This is a genomic window from Amycolatopsis sp. cmx-11-51, from assembly GCF_047608665.1.
Taxonomy (GTDB): Bacteria; Actinomycetota; Actinomycetes; order Mycobacteriales; family Pseudonocardiaceae; genus Amycolatopsis.
This window is the reverse complement of sequence record NZ_JADNQO010000015.1, coordinates 122,843-148,850: the sequence shown is the minus strand read 5'-3', so window position 1 is coordinate 148,850 and position 26,008 is coordinate 122,843. Positions and strand designations below refer to the sequence as shown.

Below are 26,008 nucleotides of genomic sequence, written 5' to 3'. Positions count from 1 at the left end.
GGCCGCTGAAAACCTTCGTCGTCGCCGGATCGAACCACCCGAACCACACTGTCGCGACCCGCGCCCTGCACGACTACCTACGTTGGCGCAACGCCAACGCCCGGCACCCCGACGTCCTCGCAGCCCAGCGCCGCGAACGAGCACGCGTCCGCAGCGAACGCCAGCACATCTGGGGCCAACGCGCCACCCACGCCGCCTAAACCAACCCGGCCAACCTATGTGGTCACAGCACTAGCGGGCCGCGCACTACAATGATCTTCGTGCATGGGTCACCGGTCCGCGAGTGGGAGTTCCTGCTCGCCCGGCATCATCCCGGCGGGTGGAAGCCCGTCACGAATGGACAGTCCGGCGCCTATGTCTTTCGCAGTGCCGACGGCTCGCGGTACGCCAAGTGCGTCACGGGCGAGCAGCAGGGTCTCCTGGAACAGGAACGGGACCGTGTGGACTGGCTCAGCGTCAGTGGCATCCCAGGACCCGAGGTGCTCGAATGGAGCGCCGACGCCGGCGGCGCATATCTGGTGACCAGCACCGTCGAAGGCGTGCCCGCGGACCGCCTGCCTGCTCAGGCGCTCTGGAGAGCATGGCCGTCCATCATTGAGGGCGTGCGAGGTCTGCACGCGCTGCCAGCGAAGGAATGTCCGTTCAGCAGAGACCTGGCACAGATGTTCGCCATCGCCCAGAACGTCGTCGCCCGTGACAAGGTCAACCCGGAGTTTTTACCAGTCGACCAGCAGCAGACGCGGCCCGCCGAGCTGCTCGCGCAACTTGCCGGGCAAGTCGATCGCCGCCTCGTGCAAGAAGCTACCGACACCGTCGTCTGTCACGGCGACCTCTGCCTGCCCAATATCATCCTCGACCCGGTCGCACCGAACTTCGTGGGATTCATCGACCTTGGTCGCCTCGGCCGGGCGGATCCCTATGCTGACATCGCCTTGCTGCTCGCCAACGCTCGGGAAATCTGGGATGACGAGAACCAAGCGATCGCTGCCGACGACGCCCTCGCCGGTAGTCACGGGATCACGCTCGACACCGACCGGCAACGGTTCTACCTCCATCTCGACCCGCTCACCTGGGGATAGCACGTAGGGTCTGAGCGGGCCCGTTCGGCGCACTCGCACCCGAGCAGGGGTGTCCTCGGCCGCGGTCGGGTCGAGCCGTGGCGAATCTTTACGTCGAGTTGTGGACAGGAGCCCCGCGGACATGTTGGGCTGAGACCCGGCCGAACCTGGCGTGGTCGGCTGTTTTCTGCCCTGCGACGTCGAGGAGCGGCACCCTGAGCCTGTCGGAGTACCTCCGAGAGAACTGGATCGACGTCGTGAACGACGCGATCCTGCACGTGGATCTCACCCTGGCGGCGATGGCACTGGCCGTGCTGGTCGGAATGACGATCGGCCTGCTCACCTACCGGCGGCGGTGGCTCGGCGCGATGGCGACCACGACGACGGCGGCGTTCCTGACCGTCCCGTCGATCGCGCTGCTGGGCATCCTGATCGGCCCGTTCGGGCTGGGGCTGACGAATGTCCTGTTCGCACTGGTGCTCTATGCACTTCTGCCGATCACGCGCAACACGATCGTCGGGCTGCGCGGCGTCGATCCGGCCGTGGTGGACGCGGCGCGCGGTATGGGGTTCGGCCGCGTACGACTGCTGTTTCGCGTGCGCCTGCCGCTCGCCTGGCCGGTGATCCTCTCCGGCATCCGGGTCTCGACGCAGATCACGATCGGTATCGCGGCCATCGGCGCGTATGTCAAGGGCCCCGGCCTCGGCAACGAGATCTTCGACGGGCTCGGCCGGTTCGGCTCGGTCAACTCCCTGAACCAGGTACTCACCGGAACGCTCGGGATCATGGTGCTGGCGCTGCTGTTCGACCTGGCCTTCGTGGTGGTCGGCAAGCTGACCACACGGCGACGTCCCCGTGTCCGCCGAGCGGCTGCTTCGGCGACGTCGGGGGGAGCCGCCGGAATGGGCGGTGAGACGATCGAGCTGCGGAACGTCAGCAAGCTCTACCCCGGACGAGCGGTACCGGCGGTCGAAAACCTGACGATGCGAATCCCCGCGGGCGAAATCGTCGTGCTGACCGGTCCGTCGGGGTGCGGCAAGACGACGACCATGCGGATGATCAACCGGCTCGTCGAGCCCACCGCGGGCGTCGTCACGATCGGCGGCACTGACGTGTCGGCGCTCGACCTCGACGAACACCGGCGCAACACCGGCTACGTCATCCAGCAGATCGGGCTCTTCCCGCACCTGCGAGTGGACGCCAATATCGGCGTGGTGCCGCGGGTGCTCGGCTGGACTCGACGACGCATCGCGGACCGCGTGCGCGAGTTGCTCGACGTCGTCGGCCTGACCCGCGAGCACGGCATCCGGTACCCGCGTGAGCTTTCCGGCGGTCAGCAGCAGCGCGTCGGTGTGGCGCGGGCGATGGCCGCGGACCCGCCGGTCATGCTGATGGACGAGCCGTTCGGCTCCACCGACCCGATCACGCGCGCCCGGCTGCAGGACGAATTCCTTCGCCTGCAACGGGAAGTGCGCAAGACGATCGTATTCGTCACCCATGACTTCGACGAGGCGCTGAAGGTCGGCGACCGGATCGCCGTGCTTCGGCCGCGGTCGGTGATCGCTCAGTACGACACGCCCCAGGCGATCCTCGCCGCGCCGGCAGACGACTACGTCGCGAGCTTCGTCGGCTCGAAGCGGAATCTGAAGCGGCTCGCGCTGATCCGGGTGGGTGACCTGGACCTCCGGCAGGCGGCCGGGCCGGACGGCCTGCCTCCGGTCCGGCCCGACGCCACCCTGCGGGACGTGCTGGACGTGATGGTGCGGACCGGCAGCACCGCGGTCATGGTTACCGAGGACGGCACCGCGCAGCCGCAGGGGGTGTGCGATGTGCCCAGCCTCGTCGCGGCGCTCCGGCCCGCCGACGAGGCACCGGCGCCCGCGATCCCGGACGCCGAGGAGGCGCCTGGGCCGGGTCCGGACACCACGCCGCCCGCGCGGCCTCGCCGCCGCCGGCTCGGGCTGCTGGTGCGCCCGGTTCTGCTGATCCTCGCCTTGCTGGCGCTCTTCATGATCGTGCGTGCGCACCCGATCGACTCGATCGAACAGCGCTTTCTCAACGCCGGCGAGATCCACACCGAACTGGGCGAGCATCTGCGGCTCACCGTGATCTCGACGGCGTGCACCATCGCCATCGCCCTCCCGCTCGGCATCCTGCTCACCCGCGCCGGCGCCCGCTGGGCCCGGCCCATCGGCCTGGGGCTGGGCAACCTCGGCCAGGCGATCCCGTCGATCGGGCTCGTCGTGCTGCTCGCGCTCTGGATCGGCACGGGCACCGCGACAGCGGTGACGGCGCTCGTCGTCTACGCGACCTTGCCGGTGCTGCGCAACACGATCGTCGGGCTCGACGGCGTCGACCCGACCCTTGTCGACGCCGCTCGCGGCATGGGCATGGGCAAGGCGGCCATCCTGTGGCGGATCGAACTGCCGCTGGCCGTCCCGGTGATTCTCGCCGGGATCCGGACCGCGCTGGTACTCACCGTCGCGAGCGCGACGCTGGCGACGTTCATCGACGGTGGTGGTCTCGGCGGAGGGCTTGTCGCCGGGATCGGGCTGTACCGCCCGATCCTGAGCCTGACCTTCGGCATCATCGTCGCCGTGCTGGCACTCTTCGTCGACTGGCTGGGGCTGGTCGCCGAGGAGATCCTGCACCCGCGCGGCAGTTAGCTCGACCGACTTCAAGGAGGACCAACCCATGCGGATGCTCCAGCGCGCGACCGCCACTGCGCTCGCGCTCGTCGCGGCAGTGGCGCTCGCGGCCGGCTGCACGATCGGCAAGGACGAGACCGGCGCCAAGGTGGGCGCGGGATCCATCAAAAAGATCGACGCGCTGAACGGCGTCCAGATCCGCGTCAGTTCCAAGGAGTTCGACGAGCAGCTGCTGCTCGGCCAGATCGCCCTCGTCGCACTGCAGGCGGCCGGGGCGAGCCCGCAGGACAAGACCAACATCACCGGTTCAAGCAACGTCCGCCAGGCGCTCACCAGCGGCGCGGTCGACCTGTACTGGGAATACACCGGCACCGCCTGGATCAGCTACCTCAATCAGACCAAGCCGATCAGCGACCCGCAGGCGCAGTACGACGCGGTCAAACAGGCCGACACCGCCAACGGCGTCACCTGGTGGGCACGCTCGCCGGCCAACGACACCTACGCCCTCGCCGGCAACCCGGCGACACTGGCCCGGACCGGCGTCAAGACGCTGTCCGACTACGCGGCCCTGGTGAAGCGGGACCCGGCCGCGGCCTCGACCTGTATGGGCCCGGAATTCAAGAGCCGGGACGACGGGTTCCCCGGCCTGGCGAAGACCTACGGGTTCACCCTGCCCGACCCGCAGGTGCACCTGCTCAACGACGCCGTCGTCTACCCGAGCATCGGAAAGGGGGACCCCTGCGGCTTCGGCTCGGTCGCCTCCACCGACGGGCGCGTGGCCGCGCAGCACCTCACCGTGATCGAGGACGACAAGCACTTCTTCCCGACGTACAACCCCGCCATCACCATCGCCACTCCGCTTGCCCAAAAATACCCGCAGCTGGAGCAAGTCTTCACGCCGATCGCCGCGAAGCTCGACACCGCGACGCTCACGGACCTGAACAAGAAGGTCAGCGTCGACGGCCAAAAGTCCGTGACGGTCGCCCGCGACTGGCTCAAGTCGGCGGGCTTCATCAGCTGAACCGTCGGCGGGGTCCGGACAGGGCTTGATCAGCGTTCGAGCGTCTCGTAGCGGCCAAAGACCACTGGGCGGCGAACTTGTTCCGCTTCTGCGTCTTCGGCGAGTTGACGTCCTGCCGAAACTGCCTGAGTGCCTTGGGGGTCTTGGTGCGCTCTGGCTCGGACATCGTGCTCTCCAAGCTTTTGAGTGCGCGCCGCAGGTGCGTCTGGTTTCCGCTGGGAACGCCACCAAGATCCGATGCTGACACCCGCGTCCAGACCGCCCCTGTGTTCCGCTGCCCTTCGGGAGAGAGTCGATGTCCCACGCCGAAACCCCACCGGTTGTCGACAAGATCGCTGACCTTGTCGGCTGGGACAGAGAGTTCACGCCGAAAAAACGTTGGAGCGATGTGGAGCGCGAACTCGGTACGGCATTACCGACCGACTACAAAGAACTCGTGACCCGTTTCCCGGGTGACATATTTCGTCGCATCGATATCGACAGCCCCGTGGTCGGCGAACATGCTTGGCTTAGATTCAAGTCCAACTCGACGACGTCGAGTACGGCCTCTACCCGGAACCGGGTGGCCTGTTGCCGTTCGGATCCGGCGGCCAGGGCGGAACGTTCTGCTGGATCACCGACTCCAGCGACCCCGGCCGCTGGAGGATCGCCTACCACGATCAGAGCCCGGACGAATGGCGCGAGCACCTCGGTTTTACGAGGGCACCCGGCAGGTTCAGCCCCTGCCCGCGACGTGAGCGACTGGGGTCAAGGGCTTGGGTCCACCCGGGGCGGTCAACCGCGTTCCCGTGGGTGTCCACGATCCCGTGGACGCCGTGATCGAGTGGGGAAGCCTCTTTACCGGGCACAGTGTGCAAGAACGCTGGCGAACGGCGTCAGGTGACCGAGATCGAGACGGTGTGTTCATCGAGGAGAACGAAGTGATCAGTCACCTCGCGGAGCTGGCTGCCTTGGCTCGTACCGCCACCGACGAGGGGAAGCGGCTTTACTGCTCCGTCCGGTGACGGCCCGAGAGACACCACATCGTGCTCGAGGACATGTCCCTGCCACGTCGCTCCAACATCGAACTTCGACAATGTGGTCCGTGTAGACCTGCCTGCCGGGGCCGGTACAGGTCAGCGGGCCCAGCCAGGCATAGAGCAGCATCTGCCACTCTCTCAGGGCGCGGACGAATGGCGTGAACACCCCGGACCGCGATACAGCTTCTTTGCGAAGTCCTGACCAACAAGAGTGAGGACAATGTTCTTGCGTGGGATTTTTCCGAACTGCCAGTTGAGTTCGTTCCCTCGATCACTCAAGGCCGGCGGCGGCTCTTGGATTGCGGTGTTGCCGGCTTCGGCTGCCCGGGAACTCGCCTCCGATGGGCCCGGCATCGCCCGAATCCGGCGAGGACGCCTTCTGTGTCGACACCGATTCACCAGAGGTTCAGCCGAAGACCGGCTCGAACCCGCCGTCCCCTGCCACGAAGCGGGAAGTGTCCCACTACCAACAAGCGGCCGCTCAGGCAAGCGACGATAGTCGGGTGAACGGCGTCTGCTGATCCGTTACAGGCAATCGGGTGAAAGTGCGAATTTCCGCATTTTTCAAAGTTCGAGTTGATCGATAACGTGTCGAAAGCAAGGTTATTCCGACGGCGCACGAGCCGGTGCACGTGCGCATGGCCGTGCGGCCCGAAACGTGAGAATTTCGGTCGGCAAGATCATGTTCTTGTTTACGCAGTTGGTGGCCCCGCTGACGGGAAGAAGATGATCTGCGACCACCTCTTCCTGGGGTTTCACGTTTGAGCCGCCGCCCTCGCGGGAACCAGCAGGCGCCACCTCGAAGCGATGTGCGACGCGAGGCGGCCTGAACTGGAAGAATTCGAAGAGAGGGGGTTTGCTCGATTGTTCAGCCGGGCGCCTGCCCGGTAAGTGAAACGACTGGTGTTATTCACGCTCCTGCGTGTCTGGCGATCGGCAGGCACGTTGCACTGTTCTTGCCTTCTGCGGAGTGTGGTGCGCGCCACCATTCCACGATATGCGGCGAATTGACATCTGTTCAATGAATAATCGCGGTTGAATTGCTACCTTGTGTGACGTCAGGGTGTTCTCCGGCCGGCCGGGCGTTCCCACCATTGGCGGTACTGACGATCTCCGGTGCCCGGCAGCGTGTTGTTTCCAGCCCGATGTGGACTCAGAAGTCCCGCGGGCAGGGGGAGCAAGGAACGTGACGCGGCTGAAGACCGCGGTTATCCACCTCGTAGTTTCCTGTTGATTTTGGAGGATTCATGCCGTCCGTACGAGAACGCTACGAATGCCCGAGCCCGCAACTCGTGCGGGCAGGGGATCTTCAGAATGTGCTGAACCGCCTGGCGGCTCAGCACGGCGTCCCGGGAGCTCAGCTCGCCGTGCTGCAGGACGGTGTGAAGACAGTGGTCCAGACCGGTGTCGAACACCAAGACAGACAGAGACCGATGAGAGCGTCCTCCGCTGTGCCGACCGGTTCCGTCACCAAGCTGGCCACCGCGACGGTCGTGATGGTGCTCGTCGCCGACGACGATCTGGAACTCGATCAGCCCGTCAGTGAAGTGCTCGGTGTCTCCGGTGTCTCCGGCCGGATCACGCCGCGGAACCTGTTGAGCCACACCAGTGGCCTGCCGTCCGATCCGGCCGACGTCACCAGCGCGTGCCTGCGGGAAATCCGCGCGGCGGTGCCCGTCTGCCCACCGGGGACGGCGTTCTCCTATTCGAACCTTGGCTACGCGTTGGTCGGTTCGCTGATCGAGGCGGTGACCGGGATGACTTGGCGTGAAGCCGTCGAGGCGATACTCCTGCGTCCACTGGAGATAGAGCCCGCCTACGACGGCGGCGCACGCACCGTCTCCGGGCACGCGACGGGACCGGGCGGTGCCCGTCCTGTCGAGCAGGCACTGCCGCCGATGCTCGAACCCGCCGGCGCGCTGGCACTCAGTGCCGATGACCTGATCGAACTGGGCCGGGTCCATTTGGGAAAGCCGGGCCTGCTCGACGTCGTGACCGCCGCGGACATGCATCGCCGGGTCCCCGCCGCGGATCCGTTCGGCCTCGCCGATGGCTGGGGCCTCGGAATCGCGCTGTACGAGGGCGATGACGACCTCTGGCTCGGCCACGATGGCACCGCCGACGGCACTTCTTGTCACCTGAGGATAGATCAGGCCGGTGCCTGCGTGGTCGCGTTCACGGCCAACGGCGCCGCGGGCACGGGACTTTGGCAGGACTTGCTTCCCGAACTGCGTGCACTCGGCCTCGCGCTCCCGGTCCAGCGCCCCCTCACCGTGACCCGGCCGGTGCCGTTCCCGGCCGGTGACTTCGGCACCTACCGCAACGGTGCCATCGACTACACGATCCGCCCCGACGACCACGGCGGTGCCGTCCTCGTCGTCGACGGCGAGACCTTCGCGGACTGCACGCTTCACGAGGACGCCGCTTTCACGGTCCGCGATCCGGCCACCGGCCGCGTCACGCCCTGCGGCCGGTTGCGCGGCGCGCTCGGCGCGGCGACCGCGATCGAAGTCGGCGGCCGCCTCGCCCGGCGCCGCTGAGTGACGTTCCCCCACCCCGTTTTCTCGCCCCCGGGCGGGACTCCTTGTTGTGCCTGGAAGGTGCGAAAGACGATGACCGTGCAAGACACGACGGACGGCGCCCCCGACGCCGAGAGAACCGCCGCCCTGCCGGAACTGTTCGCGGCCAGGGTGCGCTCGGCACCGCAGGCGATCGCCGTCGACGGTGCCGACGGCCGCCTGACCTATGCCGAGCTGGCGGAGCGGGCCGAGCGCCTCGCGGCTCACCTGATCCGGCTGGGCGTGCGCGCCGAAGACCGGGTCGGGCTGCTGGTCGACCGGTCGGCCGAACTCGTCGTGGCGGAATTGGCGATCGTGATCGCGGGCGGGGCCTATGTCCCTCTCGACCGGCGGGCTCCCGATGCCAGGTCGCGGTCGACACTGGCTTCGGCGGGGGTTTCGGTGCTGATCACCGATCAGCCCGAACGGGCCGCCGGTATCCACGGTGGACAGCTCGTCATCGCCGGGCAGCCGCTTCCGGAGCGGAATTCGGTTCCGCCAAGGGTGGACGCGGACCAGCTGGCGTACGTGATGCACACGTCGGGGTCGACCGGGACGCCGAAGGGGGTGGCGGTGCGGCACCGTGACGTGGCGGCGCTGGCCTCCGACAGCCGGTTCGCGGGTGACGCGCACCGCCGTGTGCTGCTGCATTCCCCGGCCGCGTTCGACGCCTCCACCTACGAGCTGTGGGTTCCCTTGCTCAACGGCGGGACGGTGGTGATTGCGCCGCCCGGCGACCTGGACGTCGAGGCGCTGCGAGGAATCCTTGTCCAGCACCGCGTCACCTCACTGTGGCTGACCGCGGGTCTGTTCCGCGTCGTGGCGCAGGAGGCACCGGACAGCTTCGACGAGGTCCGCGAGGTCTGGACCGGTGGTGACGTCGTTCCCGCCGGCGCCGTGCGGCGGGTACTGCGCGCCTGTCCCGGTCTGACCGTCGTCGACGGCTACGGCCCGACGGAGACCACCACGTTCGCGTCGGTACACCCGGTGTCCTCTGTGGACGGTGTGCCCGACGTGATGCCGATCGGCCGCCCGCTGGACGACGTCCGCGCGCACGTCCTCGACGACGTCCTCGACCCGGTGCCGTCGGGGCAGCCGGGGGAGCTGCACCTCGCCGGGGCAGGGCTGGCGCGGGGCTATTGGGCCCGGCCTGGCGCGACCGCGGAGAGGTTCGTGGCGGATCCGGACGGCGAGCCCGGCGAACGGATGTACCGCACCGGAGACCTGGTGCGGTACAACGACGACGGGGAGCTGGAGTTCCTCGGCCGCGCTGACGAGCAGGTCAAGATCCGCGGCTTCCGGGTGGAACCCGGCGAGATCGAAACGGTGCTCGCCGCCGCTCCCGGGGTGCGGGAGGTCGTGATCGTCGCCCGCGAGGAGCGGCCGGGCGTCAAAAGGCTGGTCGCCTACGTGGTCGCCCGGGCCGGGGAGGCACTCGGAGATCTGGCGGAGACGGCGGCAGCGGCGTTGCCCGATTACATGGTGCCGTCGGCGTTCGTCGTCCTCGACGAGTTTCCGTTGAGCGCGAACGGAAAGGTCGACCGCCGCGCGCTGCCCGCGCCGCCGGAGGAAGTCCGTGCGGGCGTCGCACCGCGGACGGAAACAGAACGCACCGTGGCCACGATCCTGGCGGACGTGCTCGGGGTGACCGGGATCGAGGCCGGCGACGACTTCTTCGCTCTCGGTGGCGATTCGATCCTCGCCGTGCAAGCTTTGTCGCGCCTGCGCCGGACTTTCGGCGCGGACCTGTCCGCCCGGACGGTGTTCGACGCCCCGAGCGTCGCAGAGCTGGCACGGTTGCTCGACGAGGCGCCCCAGCGCGAAGAGGCCGCCATTCCGATCACGGCGCCTTCGAACGTCCTTCCGCTGTCCCCGGCCCAGCGAAGATTGTGGTTCCTCGACGAACTCGCCGGAGCCAGCGCGGAGTACAACACCGCCGTCGGGCTCCGGCTGTCCGGCCCGCTGGACCTCGAAGCCCTGCGCGGCGCGCTCGAAGCACTCTGCGCCCGCCACGAGTCACTGCGGACGACCTTCGCATCCCTTGAAGGCCAGGGTGTCCAGCGGATCGCCGAGACCGGCGAGATCCCGTTGCGTGTCGCGGAATCACCCGCGGACGACGCCACGCTCGCCGCTGAGCTCAGCGCGCCGTTCGATCTGCGCACCGGACCGCTGACCCGGGCCGTGCTGTACCCGCAGGCGCCCGGCGAGCACCTGCTCGTCCTGTGCCAGCACCACATCGTCACCGACGGCCGCTCGATGGGGATCCTGACCGCCGAGCTGATGGACTTCTACGCCGGGATCACCCCGCCGCCCTTGTCACTGGGCTACCGCGACTACACACTCTGGCGCGAGCGTTCCGACGACGACGGTCAGCTCGGGTACTGGGGCGAGGCGCTCGACGGTCTCGAGCCGCTCGCGGTGCCGACCGACCGGCCGCGGCCCGCTCAGCGCTCCACCGAAGGCGCTGTGTACCGCCACGATCTGCCCGCCGACCTGGTCCGCGGCCTCACCGCCGCCGGACGTCCGCACGGCGCGACGCTGTTCATGACGCTGACCGCGGCCGTGCAACTGCTCCTGTCCGCTTATGGTGGCCAGCACGACATCGCCGTCGGCACGGCCGTCGCCGGTCGTGACCGGGCCGAATGGGAAGCCCTGACCGGCTTCTTCGTCAACACCCTCGTCCTGCGCTCCCAGATCGACCGGGCTCAGGCGTTCCCGGAGTTCCTCGCCGGGCTCCGGGAGACGGTGCTGGAGGCGTTCGCGCACGGCGACGTGCCGTTCGACCGGGTCGTCGAGGAGGTCCAGCCCGAACGCGATCCGTCGAGAACACCGTTGGTGCAAGCCGTCGTCGTCTTGCAGAGCCCGCTGGTCCGTCCCCGTGAAGCCGGTGGCCTGCGGGTGAGCGAATACGAGCTGCCTCGCCCGTCGGCCCGGTTCGATCTGGTGATCGAGTTCTGGCCGCACGACGACGGCCTGCGGATCACGGTCGAATACGCCACCGCGCTCTTCGACGGCGAGACGATCGAGCAGCTGACAGCGAGCCTGGATGCCCTCCTCGCCGGTATCGCCGCCGACCCCGCCCGACGCGTGGGTGACCTACCGCTGCTCACCTCGGGTGATCCGCTCCCGCCGGACGCCGCCCCGGCGGAAACCCTCACGCGGCTGTTCGATCGCCAAGCCGGACTTCGGCCGGACGCACCGGCCGTGCTCTTCGGTGACGAGCGGCTCGGCTACGGCGAATTGCGCTCCCGGGCCGACAGGCTCGCCGGACGGCTGGTCCGTCTCGGCGTGCGGCCGGAAGACCGCGTCGGCGTGCTCATGGACCGCTCGGCCGACCTGGTCGTGGGGGTACTCGCGATCCTCAAGGCGGGCGCCGCCTACCTGCCCCTGGATCTGCGTGCCCCGGCGGACCGGCTCCGGCTGCTCCTCGACGGCACGTCGGTCCTGCTCACCGACGAGACCTGGCAAGGCACCGCGAGCACCATCCACAATGGACGGATCTTGGTCCTTCCCGACCAGGGGGAGGAGCCCGCGCCCGGCCTCGCGATCGACCCGGCAGGCCTGGCCTACGTCGAGTACACCTCGGGGTCCACCGGGGAGCCGAAGGGCGTGGCCGTCCGGCACGCGGACGTGGTGGCGCTGGCCACCGACCCGCGCTTCACCGGCGGCGCCCACGAACGCGTGCTGTTGCACTCGCCGCTGGCCTTCGACGCCTCGACCTACGAACTGTGGGTCCCGCTCCTGAACGGCGGCACCGTGGTCGTCGCGCCTCCGGGGGACGTCGACGCCGACGTCGTCCGCGAGCTGACCGCACGGCACGGCGTCACCGCTTTGTGGCTCACCGCCGGACTGTTCCGGCTCTTCGCCGTCGATACGCCGGAGTGCTTCCGAGGTCTGCGCGAAGTCTGGACCGGCGGAGACGTCGTCCCGCCCGAGGCGGTGCGCCGGGTACTGGAAAGCTGCACTGGCGTCGCGGTCGTCGACGGTTACGGCCCGACCGAGACCACGACTTTCGCGACCGCGTTCCGCATGGCCTCGCCTGCCGGGGTCCCCGACGTGATCCCGATCGGGACGCCGCTGACCGGCATGCGCGTGTACGTGCTCGACGAAGGCCTGCGACCGGTACCGCGCGGCGCGCTGGGCGAAATCTGCGTCGCCGGACCGGGGCTCGCCCGGGGCTACGTCGACCGGGCGGGCGCGACCGCCGACCGCTTCGTCGCCTGCCCGTTCGGCGCTCCCGGCGAACGCATGTACCGCACCGGCGACCGCGGACGGTGGCGCACCGACGGAACCCTCGAGTTCGCCGGCCGCGGCGACGATCAGGTCAAGATCCGCGGCTTCCGGGTCGAACCGGCGGAGGTGGAACGTGCGCTGACCGCCGAACCCGTCGTGGCGCAAGCGGTGGTGCTGGCGCGAGCCACCGGCGGCCGCAAGTACCTCGTCGCCTACGTCGTCGCCGCCGAAGCCTCCACAGTGGACACTGACGCTCTCCGCGGCACGCTGGGACGAACCCTGCCGGACTACCTCGTGCCGTCGACGATCGTCGTTCTCGACGCGCTTCCGCTGAGCGCCAACGGGAAGGTCGATCGGCGCGCCTTGCCGGAACCGCGGTTCGAGTCCGCGAGCGCCCACGGTGTCGCGCCCCGGACCGAGCGGGAAGCCGTGCTCGCGGGAATCTGGGCCGAGGTGCTCGGCCTTGACCGGGTCGGCGTCGAGGACAACTTCTTCGCCCTCGGTGGTGACTCGATCCTCAGCATCCAGGTCAGCGCCCGCGCTCGGCGGGCAGGATTCGCGCTGACCACGGCCGATCTGTTCCGCCATCAGACCATCGCGGCCCTCGCTCCGATCCTGGCCGACGCGGTCGCCCTCACCGACCATGGACCCGTGTCCGGCGACGTCGTCCCGACCCCGATCCAGCGCTGGTTCTTCGACACCGTGCGGGTCCCGGACCGGTTCGACCAGGTCATCGCGGTCGACCTGGCGGACTGCGCCGACGAGTACGCGCTCGCCGCCGCCATCGCCGCCCTGACCCGGCACCACGACGCGCTGCGGACGACGTTCACCCGAGACGGCGACCAGTGGCGACTGCACAACAACGGCGTCGAGGACGGCCACTCGCTGTTGCACTGGTCGCTCTCCGGCCCGCCCGAGCGCCGGGTGCTGCGCCTGTCCGCCCACCACCTTGTCGTCGACGGGGTGTCGTGGCGGATCCTGCTCGAAGACCTCGACCAGGCCTATCACCAGGTCCTCCAGGGAAAACCGGCCGACCTCGGGCCGCGGACGACCTCCTTCCTCGAGTGGGCCGCGCGGCTGTCCGCGCACGCGGAGGCCGGCGGGTTCGACGACGAACTCGAGCACTGGCGCGGGCTGACCGCCGCCCCGATCCCCGTCGACGGAACCGGCACCAACACGGTCGCGCGGTCGCGCGCGGTCACCGTCCGGCTGACCGCCGCGGAGACGCGGTCGCTGTTGCGGGAGGTGCCGGAGGTCTACCGGACGCAGGTCAACGACGTCCTGCTGACGGCGCTGGGCCGGACGCTGCGGGACTGGACCGGCCAGGTGCCGGTGATCGATCTGGAGGGCCACGGCCGCGAGGAACTGTTCGACGGCGTCGACCTGTCCCGGACGGTCGGCTGGTTCACCAGCCTGTTCCCGGTGGCGCTGGACGTGCCCGAAGAGTGGGGCGCGGCGCTCAAAGCCGTGAAGGAACAGCTACGGGCGGTTCCGCGGCGGGGAATCGGTTACGGCGCCCTGCGGTACCTGACGGGTATGCCCTCGGCCGTCGACCCGCAGATCAGCTTCAACTACCTCGGGCAATTCGACCTGCCTGGTGACCTCTACACCGGCTTGCACGGTGAGCTGACCCTGGACGCCGATCCCGGCGACACCCGCCCGCATCTGCTGGAGGTGGTCGGCCAGGTCAACGGCGACACCCTCGAATTCACCTGGCACTACGCGGAAGGCGTGCACGACGACGCCACCGTCACCCGGCTGGCCGATGACCTGTTGGAGAACCTGCGCGGAATACTCGGGCACTGCGCCGAACCCGGCGCGGGCGGCCGGACTCCGGCGGACTTCCCCCTCGCCGGACTCGACCAGTCCACCCTGGACGAATTGGTCGGCGACGGCCGCGACGTCGAGGACGTCTACCCGCTCACCCCGATGCAGGCGGGCATGGTGTTCCACGGCCTCGCCCAGCCCGGCGACCGGAACTACTTCGAACAGATCTCCTTCACCCTCGACGCCGTTCCCGATCCCGAAGCGCTCGGCGCGGCCTGGCACCGCGTCGTGGCGCGGACGCCGGTGCTGCGCAGCCGGATCGTCTGGGACGGCGTACCCCAGCCGTTGCAGATCGTGCTTCGCGCCGCCGACCTCCCAGTGTCCTATCCGGACTGGTCCACAGTGGACGCCGACGAGGCGATGCGGCGAAAGCTGGCCGAAGACCTCGCCGTGGGGATCGAGCTGACCCGCGGGCCACTCATGCGGCTGGTCATCGCCAAGGATTCGGCCACTTCGGTCCGGGTGATCTGGACCTTCCACCACGTCCTGCTCGACGGCTGGAGCGTCTTCGGTGTCCTCTCCGACGTCCTCGCCCTGCTACACGGCGACGAGCTGCCGAGCCGTCGTCCGTTCCGTGACTACGCGGCCTGGCTCGCCGACCAGGACGACGCCGCCGCCGAATCCCACTGGCGGGCCGAACTCGCCGGGGTGACACCGACCGCGTTGCCCGGCGACCGTGGCGCCCGCGCCCACTCGGCCAGCTCGACCGCCCGCGTCCCGGTGGAACTCGACGACGCCGCGACCGCCGGACTCCACGCGTTCGCGCGGCGGCATCGCCTGACCGTCAACACGATCGTCCAAGGTGCTTGGGCGACTTTGCTTTCACGCTACAGCGGCGAGTCCGAGGTGTGTTTCGGCGCAACGGTGTCCGGCCGCCCGGTCGAACTGCCGGGCGCGGACGACATCCCCGGCCTGTTCATCAACACCCTGCCGGTGCGGGTGAAGCTCGACCCCGAACGCGGTCTCGCCGACTGGTTGCGGGACTTGCAGGCGGCACAGGCGGAATCGCGCCGGTTCGGGCACGTCGGCCTGCCCCGGTTACAGGCATGGAGCGAGACCGGCGGCAGCCTGTTCGACAGCATCATCGTCTTCGAGAACTACCCGGTCGCGGACCTCCCGGGGCTGCGCGACGTCCGCGCGGCCGAACGCACCAACTACCCGCTCGGTGTCGTCGCCTATCCGGGGCAGCGGCTTTCCCTGGTGCTCAACCACGATCCCGAGCTCATCAGCCCGGAGCTGGCCGAACGGCTCGCCGCGCATCTCGAAACGCTGCTCCGCGAATTCGCCGTGGCACCGCATGAGCCCGTGACGCGGGTACCGATGCTGTCCGAACCGGAACTGCGGCACCTCCTCCGTGAGCGCAACGCCACGGCTCCCGAGGTGCCCGCCGGGACGGTGCCCGAACTGTTCGAGGCACACGCGCGCCGGAACCCGGACGCGATCGCGCTGGTGACCGACGAACAGACCGTCACCTACGGCGAGCTGGACGTCCAGGCCAACCGCCTGGCCAACCGGCTGCGTGACCTCGGCGTCCTGGCCGAAGACCGGGTCGCGGTGCTGATGGACCGTTCGCCCGCGCTCGTCGTGGCCGAACTCGCGATCGTGAAGGCAGGCGGCGCCTACCTGCCACTGGACCTGCGCGCACCGGCGGAACGACTTCGGCTGCTCCTCAGCGAAGCCGGGGCGGACGTCCTGGTCGCCGACCAGACCTGGCTGGCCACCGCCCGAGAAGTGCACAGCGGGGTGATCGTCACCGAAGCCGACGACTTCCCGGCGACCCCGCCCGCCGTGACCACCGATCCCGAGCAGCTGGCCTACGTCATCTACACCTCGGGGTCGACAGGAAAGCCGAAGGGCGTCGCGGCCCGGCATCGCGACGTCCTCGCCCTCGCGGCCGACCAGCGTTTCACGGCACACGACCGGGTGCTGCTGCACTCGCAGCAGGCTTTCGACGCCTCGACCTACGAACTCTGGGTGCCGTTGCTGAACGGCGGCACGGTCGTGCTGGCCCCGCCGGGCGACCTCGACGTCCACACTCTCGGCCGGATCCTCACCACGCACGCGGTGACCGGCGTCTTCATGACCACCGGCCTGTTCCGGCTCGTCGCGCAAGAAGCACCGGAGATGTTCGCCGGCGTGCGGGAGGTGTGGACCGGCGGCGACGCCGTGCCCGCCGTCGCGCTGCGCCGGGTGCGGGCCGCGTGCCCGCGGACCTTGGTGGCCGACGTCTACGGCCCCACCGAGACCACCACCTTCGCGACCGTGCACCCGCTGCCCGGCGAGATCCCCGACGTCGTCCCGATCGGCGGCCCGCTCGACAACACCCGCGTCTACGTCCTCGACGACGACCTGCGGCTCGCCCCGCCCGGCGCACCCGGTGAACTGCACATCGCCGGGGCCGGGCTGGCGCGCGGCTACCTCGGACGGCCGGGGTCAAGCGCCGAGCGGTTCGTCGCGGATCCCTACGGGCCGCCGGGGGAGCGGATGTACCGCACTGGCGACCTCGTGCGCTGGAACGACGAGGACGTCCTCGAATTCGTCGGCCGGGTGGACGAACAGGTCAAGATCCGCGGCTTCCGCGTCGAACCGAGTGAGATCGAGGCCGCACTGGGCGAGCATCCCGGCGTCGAGCAGGCGGCCGTGCTGGCCCGCGCCGACGGCGGCGTGAAGCGGCTGGTCGCTTACGTCGTCGGCGAAACCGGAGGACTGGCGGACTTCCTGGGGCGGACCCTGCCGGACTACATGGTCCCGGCCGCGTTCGTCCGGCTGGAGAAGTTCCCGGTCAACGTCAACGGCAAGCTCGACCGCACCGCGCTGCCCACGCCCGACTTCGGCGTCCGGGACCACGTGGCGCCGCGCACCGACCGCGAACGTCTGCTCACCGGGATCTGGGCCGAGGTGCTGGGTGTCGAGCGGGTCGGCGCCACCGACGACTTCTTCGAACTCGGCGGCGACTCGATCCTCAGCATCCAGGTGGTGTCCCGTGCCCGCCGCGCCGGGCTAGAACTCCTGCCCGGCGACCTGTTCGATCACCGCACCCCGGCGGCGCTCGCCGTCGCGGCGCGGACCGCCACCGAGGCCGTCGAACGCGGCCCGGTCGGCGGGCCTGTCCCGTTGACCCCGATCCAGCGCTGGTTCTTCGCGACCCAGACCGCCGATCCGGAGCACTTCCACCAGTTCGTCCACTTAGGACCTGATCAGGTGGACCCCGACGCGGCACGCAAGGCCGTGGACGCGCTGCTGGAGCACCACGACGCCCTGCGGATGCGCTTTACCCACGACAACGGCGGGCAGCACCAGGAGAACGGTCCCGTCGGTGCCGAGACGCCGTTGATCCGGCTCGACATCTCCGAACACGACGTCACCTTCGCCGTGCACCACCTCGTCGTCGACGGCGTCTCGTGGCGGGTGCTCGGCGAGGACTTCGATCGTGGCTACGCCCAGGCGCTGAAGGGCGAGCCGATCGACCTCGGCCCGCGCACCACGTCCTTTCAAGAGTGGGCGAACCGGCTCACCGAGCACGCCGCCGATGGCGGGTTCGACGACGAACTGGACCACTGGCGCGGCCTGCCCGGCAGCACCTCGATCCCGGTCGACGGCGAAGGCGAGTCCACGATCGCCTCGATGCGCGAGGTCACCGTCCGCCTGCCCGCTCACGAGACCGAAGCGTTGCTGCGGGAAGTGCCCGCGGCCTACCGCACGCAGGTCAACGACGTCCTGCTGACCGCGCTCGGCCGCGTGCTGCGCGACTGGACGGGCGGGATCCCCGTCATCGACCTGGAAGGACATGGCCGTGAAGACCTGTTCGACGGCGTCGACCTGTCCCGGACGGTCGGCTGGTTCACCACCGTCTTCCCCGTCGCGCTGGACGTTCCCGACGACTGGGGCACCGCGCTGAAGTCGGTGAAGGAACAGTTGCGCGCGGTGCCGCGGCGCGGAATCGGTTACGGCGCCCTGCGGTACCTGGCCGGCACCGCGCCGTCGATCGATCCCGAGGTGAGTTTCAACTACCTCGGCCAGTTCGGCTCCGGTCGGCTGGAATCCGACGAGAGCGAGCGTTCGGCGCGGGCGCATCTGCTCGACGTCGTCAGCCGGGTCGAAAGCGGCGAACTCGAACTGACCTGGTACTACGCCGAAGGTGTGCACCGAAAGTCCACTGTGGACCGGCTCGCGGCGGACATGCTGGCGGCGCTGCGCGAGATTATCGGGCACTGCACGCGGCCTGGCGCGGGCGGCCGGACCCCGTCCGACTTCCCGCTGGTCGAGCTCGATCAGTACACAGTGGACTCGCTGGTCGGCGACGGGCGTGCCGTCGAAGACGTCTATCCGCTCACCCCGATGCAGGCGGGGATGGTGTTCCACTCCCTGTCCCAGCGGGAAGAACGCCTGTACTTCCAGCAGGTCTCGTTCGTGCTCGAGGGCGCCGGCGACGTGGGGGCGCTGGCCAGGGCGTGGCAGCGGGTCGTCGACCGCACTCCTGTCCTGCGTACGCGGATCGCCTGGGAGAGCGTGCCGGAACCGGTGCAGGTCGTGCGCCGTCAGGTGACCGTCCCGATCACCGAGTACGACTGGCGCTCCCTCACCCCCGCCGAACGCGAGCGGGCCTGGCAGGACGCCCTGGCGGAAGACCGGGCCGAAGGGCTGGACCTCGCCGGGAACTCGCTGCTGCGGTTGACCTTCGCCCGCCTTTCGGACACGGAAACCCGGGTGCTCTGGACGTTCCACCACCTCCTGCTCGACGGCTGGAGCGTCTTCGGGGTGCTGTCCGACGTCTTCGCCGCCTACGCCGGTGACGAACTGCCCGAGCGGCCGCCGTTCCGCGACTACGTGGCGTGGCTCGGCCGCCAGGACGACGCGGACGCGGAACGACACTGGCGTGGCCAACTGGGCGATCTCGTCGCCCCTGCCCGGCTTCCGGTGGACCGGGCTCCGGCCCAAGCGCACAGCAGCCGCTCGGCGCGGTGGGTGCGGGTGCCGGTCGAACACTCCGCGCGGCTGGGCGACGCCGCACGCCGGGCGGGGCTGACGATGAACACCGTCCTGCAGGGCGCGTGGGCGCTGGTGCTCTCGCGGCTCTCCGGAGAACGCGACGTCTGCTTCGGCACCACCGTGTCCGGCCGCCCGGTCGAACTGCCCGGAGCCGACGACATCACCGGCATCTTCATCAACACGCTGCCGGTACGGGTCGGCGTCGACCGGTCTTCCGTCGCGGACTGGCTGGCGGCACTGCAAACGCGGCAGGTGGAGTCCCGCAGATACGGGCACCTGCCGCTGACGAAGCTCCAAGCGTGGAGCGGCGCCGACGGCAGCCTCTTCGACAGCATCGTGGTTTTCGAGAACTACCCGGTCGACGCCGCCGCCGGTGCGGCGCAAGGATTGCGCTTGCGCGACGTCGACGCCGCCGAGACGACGAACTATCCGCTCAGCGTCGTCGCCTCGCCGGGGGAGCGGCTGACCCTCGACGTCGGCTACGACCCCGACCTGTTCGACACCGCGACCGCCGAGCGGATCACCCGTCAGCTCACGGGCGTTCTCGACGCCTTCGCGGCGGACCTCTACCAGTCGCTCGATGACATCGACCTGCTCACGGCCGAGGACCGTCATCAGCTGCTCGTCACCTGGAACGACACCGCCCAGCCGGTACCGGAGGGCAGCCTCGCCGAGCTTTTCGCCAGGCAGGTCGCGCGTACACCCGGCGCCGTCGCGCTCACCGGCGACGACGTCCGCCTCACTTACGCGGAGCTGGACGAGCGCGCCGACCGGCTCGCCCGGCACCTGGCGTCCCTCGGCGCCGGGCCCGAAACGGCCGTCGGGGTGCTCATGGACCGTTCCCCGGACCTGGTCATCGCCGAACTCGCGATCATCAAGGCGGGCGCGGCTTACCTGCCGCTCGACACCCGCGCTCCCGCGCCACGGCTGAGAACCCTCTTGGACGGCGTGCCGATCCTCGTCACCGGCCAGACCCGGGCCGCTTCCGCCAGTGAAGTCCACAGTGGACAGGTTGTCGTCCCGGACGGCCGGACCGTGGACGCGCCGCTTCCCGTCGCGGCGCCGGACAACCTCGCGTACGTGATGTACACGTCGGGTTCGACGGGGAAGCCGAAGGGCGTGGCGGTACGCCAGCGTGACGTCGTCGCCCTGGCCGCCGACCGGCGGTTCGCCGCGCACGAACGCGTGCTGCTGCACGCCTCGCCCGCCTTCGACGCCTCGACGTACGAACTTTGGGTCCCGCTCCTCAACGGCGGCACCGTCGTCCTGGCGCCGCCCGGCGACCTCGACGTGGACACTCTCCGGCGTGTCATCGCCGAACACGACGTCCACGGCGCGTTCTTCACCGCGGGCTTGTTCCGGCTTCTCGCGCAGGAGGCGCCGGAGACCTTCCGGGGCATGCGCGAGGTCTGGGCGGGCGGCGACGTCGTCCCGGCTGGCTCGGTCCAGCGAGTACGGGAGGCGTGCCCTGGCATCGTGGTCGTCGACGGCTACGGCCCGACCGAGACGACGACCTTCGCCACCTCGCACCGGATTCCCGGCGAAGTGCCCGCGGCCGTGCCGATCGGGAAGCCGCTCGACAACATGCGGGCCTACGTCCTCGACACGGATCTGCGGCTCGTACCGCGGGGCGCGTCCGGAGAGCTGCACGTCGCCGGGGCCGGGCTGGCTCGCGGGTACCACGGTGACGCGGGGCTGACCGCCGACCGGTTCCGGCCCGACCCGTTCGGCCCGCCGGGGGAGCGGATGTACCGCACCGGCGACCTCGTCCGCTGGAACGCGCGCGGGGAACTGGAGTACACCGGCCGCGCGGACGAACAGGTCAAGGTGCGCGGGTTCCGGATCGAACCCGGCGAGATCGAGGCCGCGCTGACCGCACATCCCCGTGTCGGCCAGGCCGCGGTGCTGACCAGGGAAGACCACGGGAGCAAACGGCTCGTCGCCTATCTCACCGGCGACGCGGACGACCTCGCCGAATTCCTCGGAAGGACGCTGCCGGACTACATGATCCCGGCCGCGTTCGTCCGGCTCGACCGCTTCCCGTTGAACGCCAACGGGAAGATCGACCGGCACGCCCTGCCTGCCCCGGACTTCGGCCGGACGGCCGTCCGGACCGCGCCCGCGACCGAGGCCGAACGGGCACTGGCCGGGATCTGGGCGGACGTGCTCGGCGTGTCCGAGATCGACGCCGAAGCCAACTTCTTCGAACTCGGCGGGGACTCGATCCTGAGCATCCAGGTGGTGTCACGGGCTCGCCGTGCGGGGCTGATCCTGTTGCCGCACGACGTCTTCCGGCATCCGACGCTCGCCGCGCTGGCCGCTCATTCCGGCGGGGACGCCGGGCCGCGTGCCGAGCAAGGGCCGGTCACCGGGTCGGCGCCGCTGACGCCGATCCAGCATTGGTACTTCGCCACGCAACCGGAACGGTTCGACCAGCGGGTGGTGCTGGAGTTCACCGAGGACATCGACGAAACCGCGCTGCGTCGCGCGCTGGAAACCGTCTGGGCGCACCACGACGGCCTGCGGCTGCGGTTCGGGGACGACGGTGTCCAGCACGGCGAACCGGTGGGGCCGGCGGAACTGCTCACCGACGAGATCACTTTCGACCTCGAACGAGGTCCGTTGCTGACGGCGGTACTCGACGGACGGCGGCTGACGCTGGCCGCGCACCACCTCGTCGTCGACGGCGTCTCCTGGCGGATTCTGTTGGAAGACCTGGAGACCGCCTATCGCGGTGGGGAACTCGGGCCGAAGACGACGTCGTACCTCGCGTGGGCCGAACGGCTCGCCGAGCACGCGGCTTCGGGCGGTTTCGACGACGAACTGGCGCACTGGCGCGGGATTCCAGCGCTATCCGCGGACGAAACCGACCAGGCCACGATCGCCGACGTCGGCGAAGTGACCGTCCGCCTCACCGCCGAGGAGACCCGCGCCCTGCTGCGGGACGTGCCCGAGGTCTACCGCACGCAGGTCAACGACGTCCTGCTCGCCGCGCTCGGCCGCGTACTGACGGACTGGACCGGGCAGATCCCGGTGCTCGACCTGGAGGGCCACGGCCGCGAGGAACTGTTCGACGACGTCGACCTTTCCCGCACGGTCGGCTGGTTCACCAGCATGTTCCCGGTCGCGCTGGACGTCCCGGACGGGTGGGGCGCGGCACTGAAGTCGGTGAAGGAGCAGGTCCGAGCCGTGCCACGGCGCGGGATCGGCTACGGCGCCCTGCGCTATCTGACCGGTACCGCGCCGGAGATCGATCCCCAGGTCGGCTTCAACTACCTCGGCCGCTTCGACGACGCCGAGGACGGCGTGTTCCGGGCCGGCGCTCTCGACGCCGACGTCGACCCGGCTGCCCTTGTCGCCCACAGCCTCGACATCGTCGGCCGCGTCGTGGCCGGGACGCTGGAATTGACGTGGGCACACGTCACCACCCGGCATCACCGTGACCTCGTCGAAGACCTGGCCGGGCGGATGCTGACCGCCTTGCGCGAGATCATCGCGCACTGCGCCGCACCGGAAGCAGGCGGCCGGACGCCATCGGACTTCCCGCTGGCCGCTCTCGATCAGTCCACAGTGGACTCCTTGGCGGGCGACGGCCGCACGGTCGAGGACATCTACCCCCTCACGCCCATGCAGGGCGGCATGGTGTTTCACGGGCTGTCGCAGACGGCCCAAGGCATGTACGTCGAGCAGGCGACCTTCGTGCTCGAAGGCGTCACCGATCCCGCCAGGCTCGCCGAGGCGTGGCAGCGGGTCGTGGACCGGACGCCGGTACTGCGGACGGCGTTCGTCTGGGCCGGGGTGGAGGAGCCACTGCAGATCGTGAGCCGCGCGGTGCGGCTTCCGGTGCGCCATCTCGACTGGACCGGCCTGGACGACCACGGCGGTGCCCTGCGAAGGCTGCTCGCCGAGGATCGCGAACAAGGCCTCGACCTCGCCGTCACCCCGCTGATGCGCGTGACGCTGGCGAAGATCTCGGCGACCGAAGTCCAGGTGCTGTGGACGTTCCATCACGTGCTGCTCGACGGCTGGAGCGTCTTCCAGGTCCTTTCGGACGTCTGCGGTGCCTACGCCGGGCAGCCGTTGCCCGCCCGGCCGCCGTTCCGCGACTACCTCGCCTGGCTGGGCGGCCTCGACCGGACGGACGCCGAACGCTTCTGGCGTCGCACCCTCGACGGAATCGACGGTCCGACCCCGGTCGCCGTCGATCGGACACCGGCGGCCGGGCACATCCCGTGCTCCTCCGACTGGCTGCCCGTCCGGCTGGACGAGGCCGCGACCTCGAGGCTGGACGCGTTCGTCAAACGCCACGGCCTCACCCACAACGCGGTCCTGCAAGGGGCCTGGGCCCTGCTGCTGGCGGCCTACAGCGGGCATGACGACGTCGTGTTCGGCTCCACGGTCTCCGGCCGCCCACCCGAGGTCGTGGGGGTCGACGAGATCACCGGCATCTTCATCAACACGCTTCCGGTCCGGGTCGAGGTCGACCGCGGCGCCCGGGTGGCCTCCTGGCTCGCGGACCTGCAGGCGGCGCAGGCCGAGGCCCGCCGTCACGGCCATCTGCCGCTCGCGCTGGTGCAGGGCTGGGCGGAGCTGCCGGGCGGGGTGAACCTCTGCGAAAGCCTGGTGGTGTTCGAGAACTACCCGATCACCGACGCCGAAGCCGGGCACGGCCTCACCGTGCGCGACCTCTCGGCGCGGGAGACGACGAACTTCCCGCTCACCGTGGTCGCCTCACCGGGCCGGGAGCTGAACGTCGACCTCGGCTACGACCCGGCCTTGTTCGACCCCGCCACGGCGGCCCGCCTGGCCGGCCATCTGCTCACGCTGCTTCGCGAATTGGCCGAGGACGGCGACCGGAAGGTCACCGCGATCTCCATGCTCACCCCGGACGACGAGCGGCAGCTGGCCGAGTGGACGGCGACCGGTGCGGAACCCGCGGCCCGGTCCTTGCCGGACATGTTCGGCGAGCAGGTCCGCGCCCGGCCGGACGCGGTCGCGGCCGTCCTGGACGGCGAGGAAGTCACCTACGCCGAGCTGAACCGGCGCGCGAACCGGCTGGCCAACCGGCTGATCGGCCTCGGGCTGCGGCCGGAGGAACCCGTCGGTCTCGCGACCGGGAGGGCAGGCACCGTGGTGGCCGAACTGGCCGTGGTCAAGGCGGGCGGGGCCTACCTCCCGCTCGACACCCGCGCCCCGGCCGAACGGCGGCGATCACTGCTCGACGGCGTTCGGTTCGTCGTCGCCGATACGGACTATCCGCATCCGCACACCATTCGACTGTCCTCTGTGGACGGCGAGGCGGACGGCGATCCTGATGTCACCGTCGATCCCGACCAGCTGGCCTACGTCATGTACACGTCCGGGTCCACCGGGGCACCGAAGGGTGTCGCGGTGCGGCATCGCGACGTCGCCGCCCTGGCCACGGACAGCCGATTCCGCGGCGGGGCACACGAACGGGTCCTGCTGCATTCCCCGGCCGCCTTCGACGCCACCACGTACGAGGTGTGGGTGCCGCTGCTCACCGGCGGCCGCGTCGTCACCGCGCCGGTCGGTGCTCTCGACGCGCCCGGGTTGAAGGCGCTCATCCGCGACCACGGCCTGACCGCGATGTGGGTCACGGCCGGCCTGTTCCGGGTGCTGGCACAGGAAACCCCGGACTGCTTCGCCGGACTGAGGGAAGTGTGGACCGGCGGGGACGTCGTGCCCGCCGAGGCGGTGCGGCGAGTGCTCGGTGCCTGTCCCGGGTTGCGGGTGATCGACGGCTACGGCCCAACCGAGACGACCACCTTCGCCACGGCCCATCCGATGGACGAGACGGTGCCCGACCGGATCCCCATCGGCAGGCCGCTGGACGGAACCCGCGCCTACGTCCTGGATCCGGGCTTGAGCCCGGTCCCGCCAGGAGTACCGGGGGAGCTGTACGTCGCCGGTGCCGGTCTCGCCCGGGGCTACCGGGGCCTTCCCGGCCTGACCGCCGACCGGTTCCTCGCCGGACCGGACGGACAGCGCAGGTACCGCACCGGCGACATCGTCCGCTGGACCGGTGAGGGGACCCTCGAATTCCTCGGCCGGGCCGACGACCAGGTGAAGCTCCGCGGGTTCCGCGTCGAACCCGGCGAGGTCGAGGCCGTGCTGGCCCGGCATCCCGCCGTGACGCAGGCCGCTGTCGTGGTCCGCGAGGACCAGCCCGGTGTGAAACAACTCGTCGCCTACGTCGTCTCGGACGCCGACGAGGACACCCTTCGCGCTTCCTTGGCCGGAGCGCTGCCCGAATATCTCGTGCCATCGGCGTTCGTCGCACTGGACCGGATCCCGGTCAGTGCCAACGGAAAACTCGACCGGAAGGCACTGCCCGCGCCGGTCGTGCCGGAGTCCGAGCACGTCGAACCGGAGACCGAAACCGAACAGGCGCTCGCCGGGATCTGGGCCGACGTCCTCGGCGTTGACCGGATCGGCGCCGACGACAACTTCTTCGCTCTCGGCGGGGATTCGCTGCGGAGCCTGCACATCGCGGCCAAGGCCAGTGCCTTGTTCGCCGTACGACTCACCCCGGCCGACGTCCTGACCGCGCGCACTGTCGCCGGACTGGCCGGAACGGTCGAGGAACTCATCTTGGGCGAGCTGGAAAACCTCGCCTCCGGAACGGAAGCGTGAG

At 69.8% G+C, this 26,008-nt stretch carries 5 protein-coding genes and 3 pseudogenes; all 8 read left to right on the top strand.

Going from position 1 to position 26,008, the window contains the following annotated elements:
• Positions 1-200: pseudogene (locus ACM6LU_RS33235) on the top strand (IS630 family transposase); the annotation flags it as partial.
• Positions 201-251: 51 nt separating this feature from the next.
• Positions 252-1,079: an APH(3'') family aminoglycoside O-phosphotransferase gene (locus ACM6LU_RS33230; protein WP_414941782.1), complete on the top strand. Its 828-nt coding sequence runs from the start codon at positions 252-254 to the stop codon at positions 1,077-1,079.
• Between the two features lie 278 nt (positions 1,080-1,357).
• A pseudogene (locus ACM6LU_RS33225) lies at positions 1,358-1,876 on the top strand (ABC transporter permease); the annotation flags it as partial.
• An 84-nt stretch (positions 1,877-1,960) separates the two neighbouring features.
• Positions 1,961-2,749 (top strand): annotated as a pseudogene (locus ACM6LU_RS33220) (ABC transporter ATP-binding protein); the annotation flags it as partial.
• 66 nt (positions 2,750-2,815) lie between these two features.
• Positions 2,816-3,724 carry an ABC transporter permease gene (locus ACM6LU_RS33215; RefSeq protein ID WP_414941784.1) on the top strand — a complete coding sequence of 303 codons (909 nt, stop codon included), beginning with the start codon at positions 2,816-2,818 and terminating at the stop codon, positions 3,722-3,724.
• A 28-nt stretch (positions 3,725-3,752) separates the two neighbouring features.
• On the top strand, positions 3,753-4,727 hold the full coding sequence (locus tag ACM6LU_RS33210) for a glycine betaine ABC transporter substrate-binding protein (protein ID WP_414941781.1): 975 nt from the start codon (positions 3,753-3,755) through the stop codon (positions 4,725-4,727).
• A 2,266-nt stretch (positions 4,728-6,993) separates the two neighbouring features.
• Positions 6,994-8,286: a serine hydrolase domain-containing protein gene (locus tag ACM6LU_RS33205; protein ID WP_414941780.1), complete on the top strand. Its 1,293-nt coding sequence runs from the start codon at positions 6,994-6,996 to the stop codon at positions 8,284-8,286.
• 72 nt (positions 8,287-8,358) lie between these two features.
• Positions 8,359-26,007, top strand: coding sequence for a non-ribosomal peptide synthase/polyketide synthase (locus ACM6LU_RS33200; RefSeq protein WP_414941779.1), 17,649 nt, complete (start codon positions 8,359-8,361; stop codon positions 26,005-26,007).
• The last annotated feature ends 1 nt before the right edge of the window (position 26,008 follow it).